Here is a 12,222-nt window from a genome sequence, read left to right as displayed (position 1 = left end):
GGGGCGGTCAACCAGGGCAGGGCGATTGCATCACATGCAGGCCGGTTTTTGAAAACTGGCCAGGAAGGATCGTTAAGGAGACGACATGAGTGTCATTCAGCAACAAATGCCAACGGGCAAGCGCAATGCTGCCATGGTGGTGTTTTTAATTGGCATGGCGATTGCCTTGTACACCCACTTTTACATGCCGGGTGAAAGCTCCCTGTGGGGCTTGACGCCGGTAGTGGTGTTTGCGCTTATCGCCTTGTTGGGTGTGGATATTGTTCTGGCCACGATTGGTGCGATTGTATTGGGCGCCATCATGACCAGTACGACGCCCATTGCCATGGGCAAACTGCTGGCCGAGTCCCTGGGCTCGTTCATCGCCGTGGTGGGTTTGATTATTGTACTGGGCGCCGGGGTGGGTGAAGTGGCTGCCCGTACGGGTGCCGCCGAGCAATTGGTGCGAGCTATTGTGAAGCGTATTGGCTTGTCCAATCCGGTGCGTGTGCGTCTGGGCATCATGGTGGCCTCCACCTTGATCTGTGGCGCTCTGGGTACGCTGGCTGGCGGTAACGCCATTATTGCTGCGGTGGTGATTCCAATTGCCGCGGCCGTGCGTCTGTCCCCTCCCGCTGTGGCTGCCTTGTTCCAAAGTGCCGGTTCCGCCGGTCTGGTGCTGGGCCCATTCACCCCTAACGTGGTGACGGTCACGGGTCTGACCGGTCTGAGCTACACCGATTATCTGCTGGTTGCTGGCTTGCCCATGGCAGCGGCGACCTTGCTGACCGGCTGGTTCATGTCCGGTCGCATTCAGAAGATGACCAAGGACCATTTCCAGTACGAAGAAGCCTCGCAAGGTCCGGCTGCTTTTGACGTGAATGCCAAGGCTTCCCCCAAGGCTGTGCGCGCTGCCTGGGCTTTCTGCATCACCATTGTGGGTCTGGCTGCGGTGGGTATCGCCTCCAAGGCCGGTTTTGCTTACGCCATTATCGTGATGGTGTCTCTGGGTGCGGCAACCGGTCTGGCCGGTGGTATGAATCCACGTGAAATTCTGCAGGCCATGTATGCCGGTGCGGGCAAGCTGATCTGGATTTTCTTCCTGTTCTGGCTGTTCAACCCGGTGCTGGTGCTGGTGGATCAGCTGAACGCCTACCACGCCTTGCTGGATTCGGTGCAGCCCTATCTGGTGGGTATTAGTGGCGCTGTGCTGTGCATGTTGATTGTGGCCTTTAACGTGGTTGGTCACATACCGGGTGCTGCCGTGGCGCAGATGACTTTTACCGCCAAGATTTTTGGCCCCGTTCTGGCTGCGGCCGGTGTGGGCCCTGCAGCTACCGCTGCCGTTATTCTGGGCAGCTCGCAGATTGACTGGTTTGGTCCTTTCCCCTCTTCGGACATGTTCGGCCAGATGGGCCTGGCGCGATCCACTCAGCTCAAATACATGTTGTATAACGGCTGGGCGGTCATGATCATCAATTTGTTGATGTTCGCCGGTCTGTTCATGATTCTGGTCTGAGTACTGAAGGAGAGTGTGTATGTTTACCTTAGGAAGCGAGTTGCTGGATGCGCCACTGGTTCGTGAGCGCCTGCAGGAACGACTGGAGCCTTTGCTGACCCAGGAGTCCGCCCGTATTTCGATGGCGGTCTACGCTACCGACGGTACCTCCTTGTTCGAGTGGCATGCGCAGCGCGTCATGCCCTCGGCCAGCCTGATCAAAACGCCCATGCTCCTGTGCCTGCTCGAGCAAGTTGCCCAGGGCAAGCTGTCGCTGGATACGGTTTACCCTCTGCCCGAGGGCGACCGTACCCCTGGCACTGGCATCTTGAGCCAGCTGCCCGGCGTGCCCAGCCTGAGCCTGCGCGAGCTGGCCCTGCTGATGATTATCCTGAGCGATAACGTCGCCACCAATGCCCTGATCGATTTGCTGGGCATGGATAACATCAACGCCTGGAGCGCCCAGGCCGGTTTGCAGCATACGGATTTGCAGCGCCACATGATGGACATGAAGGCGCGCGAGGCCGGTAAAGACAACTGGACGACCGTTCAGGATGCCTGCTCGACCTTGCTGTATCTATTGCATTCGCCTGCCCTGCCGGAAAGCCTGCGTCAGCAGGGGCTGGACATGCTGGCGGATCAGCGTGAACGAGGTCACTTTGCGGCAATTTTGCCTTCTATCGCCCAACTGGCTCACAAGACCGGCTCCTTGCCCGGCCTGCGTCACGATGCCGGTATCTTGACGATGGGCGAACGCAGTGTGGTGCTGGCCGTGATGGCCGATGGCTTTACCGATGGCCGCACCAGCACCTCTTTATACGGTGGCCAGGGAGCGGGTGTCTTGTCCCGTCTGGCCTTGGAAACGGCCCGCGCCTTGCAGTATTGAGCCGGTCCGAAAGGATAAAAGTATGCCTACGACACGTGTTGCCCTGGTTCAATTGGATAGCGGCCGCGACCGCCAAACCAATCTGGACCAGCTGGAACATTGGGTGCTGGCCGCTGCCAAAGACGGCGCACAACTGATTGTGACTCCCGAGTACAGCGATGTACGTGGTGATACGGAATGGTTGCAGCAAAATGCCACGCCCATTCCGGGTCTGGTGACCGATCACATGGCCAGCCTGGCGCGCCGCACCGGAGCCTGGATTCATCTGGGTTCCATGCACGAGCGCCGTCCTGATGATCATCGCCTGGGCAACACGAGCGTGACGTTTTCACCAGAGGGTGAAATCGTGGCGCAATACCGCAAAGTGCATTTGTACGATGCGGTGGTGAACGGTCTGGAATACCGCGAGTCCGACGATTTCTGCCACGGCCAGCGTCTGCAAAATGTGCAGGTCGGGGATCTGAATCTGGGTCTGAGCATTTGCTATGACATGCGCTTTGCCGAGCTGTTCCGTACCTTGCGTGCCCGTGGCGCGAATGTGCTGGTAGTGCCTGCCGCCTTTAATGTGCATACCGGCCGTGACCATTGGGAAGTGCTGTTGCGCGCCCGAGCCATTGAAAATCAGTGTTACGTGCTGGCCGCCGCGCAGATCGGCGGTCCCGGTCCTGCCATGCCGTGCTTGGGTCGCAGCATGATTATTGACCCTTGGGGCACCGTATTGGCCTGTATGCCTGATCATCCAGGCTATATTTGCGCCGATCTGGACCCCGCTCGCGTGCAGCGCATGCGTGAATCACTTCCGGCCTGGCAGCACCGCCGGGGTGATCTGTATCCTATTCCTTCTTGATTGTGTGCTGAAACAGACTGGAGTCTGCCATGACTGTACCTGCTGCCTTTGAGTTTTATCCGGGCACTGCCCCCTTGTTGATTTCCATGCCCCACTCGGGCACCTACGTGCCTTCGGACTTGCTGGCGCGTTTTACGGAGTCAGCGCGTCAGGTGCCGGATACGGATTGGCATATTCCACGCTTGTATGAGTGCGCCCAAAAATTAGGTGCGTCCGTGCTGGTGGCGACGTATTCGCGGTTTGTGGTGGATCAGAACCGCCCGCCTGACAATGCCAGCCTGTATCCCGGTCAAAGCGTCACCAGCCTGTGTCCCGTGGACACGTTTGGCGATGAACCCATCTACCAGCCTGGCCAGGAACCGGACGAGCGTGAGGTTGCCCAGCGTCGCGAGACCATCTGGTTGCCGTATCACCAGAAGCTGGAAGAAGAGCTGACGCGTTTGCTGGCCCTGCATGGCCGTGTGGTCCTGTGGGATGCGCATTCGATTCGTTCGGTCGTGCCGCGCTTTTTTGAAGGCCGTCTGCCGGATCTGAATTTCGGGACCGCCAATGGTCAGAGTTGCGATCCAGCCTTGAGCGAACGTCTGATGAAAACCGCCTCGGCCAACAAAGATTACAGCAGCGTGTTGAATGGTCGTTTCAAAGGTGGCTACATTACCCGCCACTATGGACGTCCCGAGCAGAACATCCATGCTGTGCAGCTGGAAATGGCACAGTGCTGCTATATGGAAGAGCAGTGGCCCTTTGAGTACAAGGAAGAGGCTGCCCGCAACATTCAACCCCTGATTGAGGCCTTGCTGCGCGACGCGCTGGCCTTTGCGACCGAGTCGTAAATTCATCCTGAGCCCCGGCACAGACAGGCCGGGGCGCTACACTATCGCCTTGGCCACGGTGGCCGTAGAGCGACTCATTCATGTCTGACCTTTCCCCGCCCCTGTTCGAGAAACTGTGCTGTCCTTTGGACGGCTTGCCGCTCTCGTTTGAGGCTCCCAGCTGGCGCTGCCCCTCGGGCCATTGTTTCGATACGGCCAGCCAGGGCTATATCAATCTGCTTCCTGTACAAAACAAGCGTTCACGTGATCCGGGCGACAGCAAGGACATGGTGGCGGCGCGGCGTCGTTATCTGGGGTCCGGGGTGTACGAGCCTATCGCCGCTGGCGTGTGGCGTGCCTTGATAGATGGCCTGGAAGGGGAGGCGCCTTATGCCTGTCTGGATGCGGGCTGCGGCGAAGGCTATTACCCGCGTTATTTGCGTCAGCAGGATCAGGATGGGCAGTTGGCCCTGATTGGTCTGGATATTTCCAAGTGGGCCGTCATGGCAGCGGCGCGCAGTTCCTCGGACATACGTTGGCTGGTGGGTAGCAATGCTCAATTGCCCGTGCCGGATGGTGCTTTGGATGCCTTGCTGTGCATGTTTGGCTTTGCCGTGCCCGAGGAGTTCTTGCGGGCGTTGAAGCCGGGCGGTATCTGGGTGCAGGTGGAAGCGGGGCCAGACCATTTGCTGGAACTGCGCCGCATTATTTATCCGACCTTGAAAGCCGATAAGGACGAGACTTTGCAGTCCCCGGTCGGTTTCAGTCTGGAAGCTGTTGAACGTGTCCGTTGTCAGATCAGCCTTGATTCACAAGAGAAAATTGCCGATCTGCTCTTGATGACGCCACATTTGTTCCGAGCCAGCGCGCAAGGGTTGGAGCAGGCTCGTCAATTGACGAGCCTGGATATTCAGGTGGATGTGCGTATCAAGGTCTTGCGTCGTCTTTAAGCTGATCTGCTCTGAGCGTCGCTGGCAGCAGGATCGCAAATTTCTACGCGGTTGCGTCCATTGCGCTTGGCCTTGTAAAGCGCTTCGTCCGCCAGTTTCAACACCGTGCTGTGTTCTCGGGCATGCAAGGGCCAGTGTGCCAGCCCGATGGAAATCGTAATGGGTGAGCCAGTTGGGCTATTGGTTTCGCTGATCAAAATGCGCAGGCGCTCGGCCAGTTGCACGGCCTGGTCTACATCCTGATCGGGCAGGAAAATACAGAACTCTTCACCCCCGACCCGACAGATCAGGTCCGTATCGCGGGTGCAGGCCCGCATGGTGTCGGCCAGAAAGCTCAGCACCAGATCGCCCACATCGTGCCCGTAGGTGTCGTTCACGCGTTTGAAGTGGTCAATATCCACTGTCAGCACGGAAAAGGGGGTGTCCGTTTCTTTCCATTGTTGCAGCACAACAGCCATGCCTCGGCGGTTGTTCAGCCCGGTCAGCGGGTCGGTATTGCGCTCCACATCCATGACGCCCATTTTGCGATTCACACGCTGCAAGCCCAGCAACATGGCCAGCTTGATCTGGCGGGACTCGAAATACCAGGCATGAACTTGTTCGATGCGCGAGCTGGCCTTGGCTGAGTCCAGATGCGGAGCCTGGCGAGCCAGTTGTCGCAAGGGTTTGGCGATCAGCATGGCCAACATCCAGATCAGGATCTGCACCGCCAGGAAAAAGGGGATGGAATTGCGCAGCACCTTGCCCAGCAGGACCGTTAATTCATCCAGCACCACTTTGGTGGGACTTTGCACCACAACGCCCCATTTCACATCGTTGCTGGGCGCAAAACCGGCCAGCATGTCTACACCTTTCACGTTGCGCAGGGATAGAGCGCTACTCTCGCCCTGGCTGACAGCGTCAATGGCCGGGTTGCCGTGTATGACTTCGCCAATCCGGGCGACGTCACGGTGGAAAATCAGCCGTTTGTGCTGGTCGACCACATAAATGTAAGATCCATCACGATAAAAGTGCTCGCCTAGTAAGGCGTTCAGGCTATTGGGCTCGTGCAGGTAGATGGAACCGCCTACCAGGCCCTTGTAATTGCCTTCCGCATCAAAAATCGGGTGGGACAGGAAGATCAGCAAGCGCCCGGTTGCGGACAGATAGGGCTGACTGACCACGGGCTTCCTGGTTTTCAGTGCCAGTTTTGTGCCCTCCCCTCGTAGTGTCGTGCCAAGCAGGTTGAGCTGTTGAGGAGCATTGGCCAGAACCCGGCCCTCGGTATTCAGAATCAAAACCGAGTTAAAGCTATTGTTTTGTTCTTTCAGGCGCCTTACCTCGTCACGTAGCATGGGCTCGTTGCCCTGATTCAGGGAGCGGGAGAGTTCATTGGCGCTATAACGAAGTTGCTGTTGCAAATTGGCGATGAAGGCATCGGTGCTGCTGGCCAGTTTCAGCGCGTAGGCGCGGTTCTTTTCCAGCGCTTGCTCGATCAGCAAGGAACGCTCCGCTGAATAGGCTCCATACAAGGTGTAGCCCATGGTCAGCAGACTGCTGGCAGTAGCCAGCAAGAGAATCAGCCGGCGCAGATCAACAAAAAACATGAGGATGGGCGAACGCTCGAAGTAAAGGGAGGGGCTGGGGAGGCCGAACAGACGGTCGTAAGACGCCTAAAGCATTATACGTAAAGAATGTTTCCGAGTTTGAGGAGGTGTGACCCAAGGCCACAGGAAGGACGTCGCGCAGGGCAGGGGATTACGCCAGAGTGTAAGATGTGAAATGGTCTAGACCAATAGACAGTTACCACATGTGTATCGCTGGCTGGGTAGATTGGATGGTATCGGCCGGCACTTTTCCATGGAGATCCCGATATGAAAAGCGTAGATAGTTTTAAGGCTTTGCACCAGTTGGATGTCGGCGGGCAGTCCTACGACTACTATCGGTTAGATGCGGTTCGTGGAGATGGCCTGGATGTTGCCAGCCTGCCTTATGGCTTGAAGATCCTGCTGGAAAACTTGCTGCGCACCGAAGACGGTGGCGATGTCACGGCCGATGATATTCGCGCCCTGGCCGCCTGGGACCCTGCTGCCGAGCCCGATCGTGAAATCGCCTTTACCCCCGCACGCGTTGTGCTGCAGGACTTTACCGGTGTGCCAGCCGTTGTGGACCTGGCCGCCATGCGTGAAGCCATGCAGGCCTTGGGCGGTGACCCGCAAAAAATCAACCCCCTGGCACCGGTAGAGCTGGTTATTGACCACTCGGTGATCGTGGACGACTTTGGCAAGCCCAGCTCGTTTGAACGCAACGTGGAAATCGAATACGAGCGCAATATGGAGCGCTACCAGTTCCTGCGCTGGGGCCAAAGTGCTTTTGATAACTTCAAGGTCGTGCCACCGGGCACCGGTATTGTTCACCAGGTGAACCTGGAACATTTGGCCCGCGTGGTCTTTACGCGCGATGAACAAGGCCGTCAGCTGGCGTATCCCGATACCTGTGTGGGTACGGACTCGCACACGCCTATGGTGAACGGTCTGGGCGTGGTGGCCTGGGGCGTAGGCGGTATCGAGGCCGAAGCTGCCATGCTGGGCCAGCCCATTTCCATGCTGATCCCTCGCGTTGTGGGTTTCAAGCTGACGGGTCAAATGCCTGAAGGCACCACGGCTACCGACCTGGTGCTGACGATTACCGATATGCTGCGTCAGCATGGGGTGGTCGGCAAGTTTGTGGAGTTCTACGGTCCCGGCGTCAGCGCTGTGCCTTTGGCCAACCGTGCCACTATCGGCAATATGAGCCCTGAATACGGCTCCACCATCTCCATGTTCCCCATCGACGAGGAAACCCTGCGTTATATGGAGCTGACGGGCCGCAGCAAAGAGCAGATCGAACTGGTACGCGCCTACGCCAAGGCTCAGGGCCTGTGGCACGATCCGCAGCACGAGCCTCGCTACTCCGAGCGCCTGGAGCTGGATCTGTCCACCGTCGTGCCTTCGATTGCTGGTCCCAAGCGTCCTCAGGACCGTATTGCCTTGTCTTCCTCCAAACCGGCATTCCGTACCGCTGTGCGCGACTTGCTGGGCGACGATGTAGCGACCTACGATGAGGCCGTGGAAGAAAGCTTCCCCGCGTCGGACGTGCCTTCGCACAAACCGCCAGCACCTCGGAAAGCGGCGGTGGAGTTTACGCTGGCCGATGGCAGCAAGTGCACGCTGGATCATGGCTCGGTCGTCATTGCCGCGATTACTTCGTGTACCAATACCTCCAACCCCAGCGTCATGATGGCCGCCGGTCTGTTGGCCAAGAAAGCCGTGGAAAAGGGCTTGAGCCGCAAGCCTTGGGTGAAAACCAGTCTGGCCCCCGGATCGCGCGTGGTCACGGACTACTACCAGCGTGCAGGCCTGACTTCCTATCTGGATAAGCTCGGTTTTGATCTGGTTGGCTACGGGTGCACTACATGTATCGGTAACTCTGGCCCCTTGATTCCAGAGGTCAGCCAGGCCATTAACCAGAACGATCTGGCCGTGGTGTCCACGCTGTCCGGTAACCGCAACTTCGAGGGCCGTATTCACCCCGAAGTGAAGATGAACTACCTGATGTCGCCACCGCTGGTGGTCGCCTACGCCTTGGCGGGCACCATGGATATTGACCTGTACCACGAGCCTTTGGGGCAGGGCAGCGATGGCAAGGATGTATTCCTGAAAGACATCTGGCCGTCTGCCGCTGAAGTGCAGGACGTGATCAGCAAGGCGATTGCCTCGGATATGTATCGTGATGGTTATGCCGATGTGTTCGCCGGTGACGAGCGCTGGCGCTCTCTGCCTACCCCCAAAGGGGATCGTTTCGAGTGGCAGGATGATTCCACCTACGTGCGCAAACCGCCTTACTTCATTGATCTGAAGCGCGATCCAAGCCCCGTCTCGGACATTCGAGGTGCGCGCGTGCTGGCCAAGCTGGGCGATTCAGTGACAACCGATCACATCAGTCCCGCCGGTTCGATTGCGCGTACCTCGCCTGCGGCAACGTACTTGATGGATCACGATGTCAAACCGCAGGATTTCAACTCCTACGGTTCGCGTCGCGGTAACCATGAAGTCATGATTCGCGGCACTTTCGCCAACGTGCGTCTGCGCAACCAATTGGCTCCGGGTACAGAAGGCGGCTATACACGCGACTTCACGCAAGATGGTGCACCAGTGGCCACGATTTACGATGCCTCGCGCAATTACTTGAATGCCGCTGTCCCGCTGGTGATTCTGGCCGGCAAGGAATACGGCTCGGGTTCTTCGCGTGACTGGGCGGCCAAAGGTACGGTGCTCTTGGGCGTCCGTGCAGTTATTGCCGAGTCCTACGAACGTATTCACCGCAGCAACCTGCTGGGCATGGGCGTGATGCCTTTGCAGTTCCCGGCTGGTCAGAACGCCGAAACCTTGGGCCTGGCGGGGGATGAAATCTTTGATATTGAAGGCATTACCGCCCTGAATCAGGACAAGATTCCCGAGAAGGTCAAAGTGCGTGCGGGCGATATCGAGTTCGAGGCTCTGGTCCGAATTGATACGCCTAGCGAAGCGCATTACTACCGTCACGGCGGTATCATGCAGTACGTTTTGCGGGGCTTGTTGAAAGCGTAAGCCTGGCAGCAGGTCAAGGCGTGTGCATGCACGCCCAACAGTGCGTCAGTTGTGCCCTGTGCAACTGGCGCACTGGTGTGTTTGAAGGGCCGGCACGGTTGCCGGCTCTTTGTTTGGATAAAGAAAAATGGCAAATACCCAAGAAGCGTCTTGGTCTGAACTCCTGTCTGGCCGTAATGGCTTGCGCTCACTGGCCTTGGCCGGGGGCGTGGCCGTTCATGCGATCAACGTGTACGTGGCGACCACGATTCTGCCCTCGGTGGTGGAGGATATCGGCGGGCTGGAGTACTACGCCTGGAATACCACGCTATTTGTGGTGGCCTCGATTCTGGGCTCGGCCCTGTCGCCACAAGTTCTGGAAAAACTGGGTCTGCGTCACAGCTTCTTGATGTCCTTGCTGTTCTTTGCCATTGGCACGACCCTGTGCGCGGCAGCGCCTTCCATGCCTTTCCTGCTCTTTGCCCGCACGATTCAAGGTTTGGGCGGCGGCTTGCTGCTGGGCCTGAGCTATTCTTCGATCCGGCTGGTATTTGAAGAGCGACTTTGGCCGCGCGTCATGGCCTTGGTGTCCAGTATGTGGGGCGTGGCAACCTTGTCGGGCCCGGCGATTGGTGGGATATTTGCCCAGATGGGGCAGTGGCGTCTGGCTTTCTGGAGTGTCCTTCCTTGTGCTGCTTTGCTGGCTATTCTGGTCTGGACGCAATTGCGCGATGCGCGTGCGCCTGAAACTCGTAAATCCGGTTCCACTTTGGGCAAGGTATTGCTGCTGACCGCTTCTGTGCTGGTCATGTCCGCAGGTAGCCTGTCTACTTCCTGGATGATCAATCTGGGCGGTGTGCTGGGCGGGGCGATTCTGGTTTATTTGATGGCGCGTGCCGACAGCAAGTCGGCCAGTCGCCTGTTTCCGCAGGGTACTTACTCCATCAGCACGGCCTTGGGCAGTCTGTATGCCGGTATTGGTCTGGTCAGCGTGGCCGTGGCAACGGAAATTTTCATTCCCTATTTCCTGCAGATCATCCACCACATGAGCCCGCTGAAAGCAGGCTACCTGACGGCCTTGATGTCAGGCGGCTGGACCCTGGGTTCTATTGCCAGCTCCAGTCGGGGGCTGAAAACCGGGGATCGCATGATTATTGCCGGGCCTGTATTGTCGGGCCTGTCTCTGGTAGCGCTGGGTGTCTTTATCCCGTGGGTAGGCTTGAGTGAAGGCACGGACTATTCCTGGGCCTTGTACCTGTCTTTATTGGGAGTCGGAGTGGGGATTGGTCTGGCCTGGCCGCATTTGCTGACGCGGGTATTTCATTCCGCGCCCAAGGGGCAGGAGAATATTGCCTCGGCCGCCATTACCACCTTGCAGTTGTTCACGATGGCATTGGGTGCGGCCTTGGCAGGAATCATTACGACAGCCTCGGGCTTTGTGGACCCCGGTGGGGTGCAGGGCGCACGCCAGTCGGCGCAGGCTCTGCTGTGGTTGTTTGCCCTGGCGCCCCTTCTTGCAGCCTTCTTGTCCGGGCCTGCGCGTCGGGTGCGCCCCAAGGCTTAGTCCTGGACGGTGCTTTTGGGCAGGCGGAACAGCTCTGGATCCGGGCCAAGACGGCCGTCGGCCTGATCCAGGCTAGCAATGGCGGCCATATCGGCTTCGCTTAGCTCAAAGCTGAAAATGTCCATATTGTCGCGCTGGCGCTCGGGGGAGTTGGACTTGGTAATCACCATATTGCCCAGCTGAATCTGCCAGCGCAGCATGATTTGCGCCACGGAACGGCCATGTTCCTTGGCAATCCTGTTCAACACCGGGTTGTCCCACAGCGTGCCCAATCCCAGCGGGCTCCAGGCTTGCGTCTGGATGGCGTGGTCTTCGTGGTAATGGCGCGATTCAGCCTGCTGAAAGCCGGGGTGCAGCTCGATCTGGTTCAGTACAGGCAACACACCTGTCTTGTCCAGCAAGGTTTGCAGGTGCTGGGGCAGGAAGTTGCACACCCCAATCGACTTCACACGACCTTCATTGCGCAGATTGATCAGCGTTTCCCAAGTCTGGATGTACTGGCGGTTCTTGGGCACGGGCCAGTGAATCAGGTACAGATCCACATAATCCAGCTGCAGCTTGTCCATGCTTTCTTCAAAGCCTGCACGGGTATTGTCGTGGCCATGCATGTCATTCCACAGCTTGGTGGTCACAAACAGCTCTTCGCGTGGCACCTTGGACTGACGAATCCCTTGGCCCACCTCGGCCTCGTTACCGTAGATGGCGGCGGTATCGATCAGGCGGTAGCCTGCTTCGATGCCACTGCACACCACATCGGCCGTTTGCTCGGCAGGTACCTGCCACACGCCCATGCCCAGTTGTGGCGCACGGTTATCGTCATGGAAGGTGATTGTTGGGGGGGTAGTCGACATAGGTCTCTCCTCGGTTGAGTGCACGGCAAAACAGCCAGGACATGGCTGATGAAACCACCGCGCATTGGGAACGATCGGGCTCTAGAGTACAGGCGGTGTCAAAGCAAAAGTCCTTAAAAGGACATGAATCCGCATGGGATGGACACGCGAAGCTTGTACGTAGGCAGGAAATTAGCTTATTGTTTTTTGTCCTGCGGCGATTATAGAGGCGTCGACTGGATTTTTTCTTAAGATGTTGCAATCTGCATC

At 57.9% G+C, this 12,222-nt stretch carries 9 protein-coding genes; 7 read left to right on the top strand and 2 right to left on the bottom strand.

Features of this window, described 5'->3' with window-relative positions; genetic code table 11:
- The first annotated feature begins 85 nt into the window (after positions 1-85).
- From WFM49_RS12750 to WFM49_RS12730, 5 genes are all read left to right on the top strand, one after another.
- The gene (locus WFM49_RS12750) at positions 86-1,498 is read left to right on the top strand and encodes a gluconate:proton symporter (RefSeq protein ID WP_336973581.1); all 1,413 of its coding nucleotides are present in this window, start codon (positions 86-88) and stop codon (positions 1,496-1,498) included.
- Positions 1,499-1,517: 19 nt separating this feature from the next.
- Positions 1,518-2,363, top strand: a complete 846-nt coding sequence (locus tag WFM49_RS12745) for a serine hydrolase (RefSeq protein ID WP_009456850.1) — start codon at positions 1,518-1,520, stop codon at positions 2,361-2,363.
- 22 nt (positions 2,364-2,385) lie between these two features.
- Complete coding sequence (locus WFM49_RS12740; protein ID WP_336973579.1) at positions 2,386-3,210, top strand: carbon-nitrogen hydrolase family protein; 825 nt, start codon at positions 2,386-2,388, stop codon at positions 3,208-3,210.
- 29 nt (positions 3,211-3,239) lie between these two features.
- A complete protein-coding gene (gene hutG, locus WFM49_RS12735; RefSeq protein ID WP_009456846.1) occupies positions 3,240-4,043 on the top strand; it encodes an N-formylglutamate deformylase in 804 nt (267 codons plus the stop codon).
- Positions 4,044-4,123: 80 nt separating this feature from the next.
- Entirely contained in the window at positions 4,124-4,972 is an 849-nt protein-coding gene (locus tag WFM49_RS12730; protein ID WP_254500208.1) for a putative RNA methyltransferase, read from the top strand.
- On the opposite strand, the gene WFM49_RS12725 is transcribed toward WFM49_RS12730, so the two are convergent.
- On the bottom strand, positions 4,969-6,558 hold the full coding sequence (locus WFM49_RS12725; RefSeq protein WP_250756271.1) for a sensor domain-containing diguanylate cyclase: 1,590 nt from the start codon (positions 6,556-6,558) through the stop codon (positions 4,969-4,971). The genes WFM49_RS12730 and WFM49_RS12725 overlap by 4 nt on opposite strands.
- 267 nt (positions 6,559-6,825) lie before the next feature.
- Here WFM49_RS12725 and acnA point away from each other — a divergent pair, with 267 nt between their 5' ends.
- On the top strand, positions 6,826-9,579 hold the full coding sequence (acnA, locus tag WFM49_RS12720; RefSeq protein WP_137430534.1) for an aconitate hydratase AcnA: 2,754 nt from the start codon (positions 6,826-6,828) through the stop codon (positions 9,577-9,579).
- Positions 9,580-9,706: 127 nt separating this feature from the next.
- Entirely contained in the window at positions 9,707-11,122 is a 1,416-nt protein-coding gene (locus WFM49_RS12715) for an MFS transporter (RefSeq protein ID WP_336973573.1), read from the top strand.
- Here the strand turns inward: WFM49_RS12715 and WFM49_RS12710 are convergent.
- Entirely contained in the window at positions 11,119-11,973 is an 855-nt protein-coding gene (locus WFM49_RS12710) for an aldo/keto reductase (RefSeq protein WP_336973570.1), read from the bottom strand. The genes WFM49_RS12715 and WFM49_RS12710 overlap by 4 nt on opposite strands.
- Positions 11,974-12,222: the final 249 nt, after the last annotated feature.

Origin of the sequence: Alcaligenes sp. PF14 (assembly GCF_037150615.1) — a bacterium.
Taxonomy (GTDB): domain Bacteria; phylum Pseudomonadota; class Gammaproteobacteria; order Burkholderiales; family Burkholderiaceae_B; genus Alcaligenes; species Alcaligenes phenolicus.
Note: the sequence above shows the minus strand (reverse complement) of the source record. Positions and strands in the feature narration are given on the sequence as shown.

Excerpts from the sequence above, each read along its gene's own strand:
- WFM49_RS12725 (WP_250756271.1), bottom strand. The coding sequence starts at position 6,558 with ATGTTTTTTGTTGATCTGCGCCGGCTGATTCTCTTGCTGGCTACTGCC.
- WFM49_RS12740 (WP_336973579.1), top strand. The coding sequence starts at position 2,386 with ATGCCTACGACACGTGTTGCCCTGGTTCAATTGGATAGCGGCCGCGAC.
- WFM49_RS12730 (WP_254500208.1), top strand. The coding sequence starts at position 4,124 with ATGTCTGACCTTTCCCCGCCCCTGTTCGAGAAACTGTGCTGTCCTTTG.
- acnA (WP_137430534.1), top strand. The coding sequence starts at position 6,826 with ATGAAAAGCGTAGATAGTTTTAAGGCTTTGCACCAGTTGGATGTCGGC.
- WFM49_RS12710 (WP_336973570.1), bottom strand. The coding sequence starts at position 11,973 with ATGTCGACTACCCCCCCAACAATCACCTTCCATGACGATAACCGTGCG.
- WFM49_RS12750 (WP_336973581.1), top strand. The coding sequence starts at position 86 with ATGAGTGTCATTCAGCAACAAATGCCAACGGGCAAGCGCAATGCTGCC.
- WFM49_RS12745 (WP_009456850.1), top strand. The coding sequence starts at position 1,518 with ATGTTTACCTTAGGAAGCGAGTTGCTGGATGCGCCACTGGTTCGTGAG.
- hutG (WP_009456846.1), top strand. The coding sequence starts at position 3,240 with ATGACTGTACCTGCTGCCTTTGAGTTTTATCCGGGCACTGCCCCCTTG.
- WFM49_RS12715 (WP_336973573.1), top strand. The coding sequence starts at position 9,707 with ATGGCAAATACCCAAGAAGCGTCTTGGTCTGAACTCCTGTCTGGCCGT.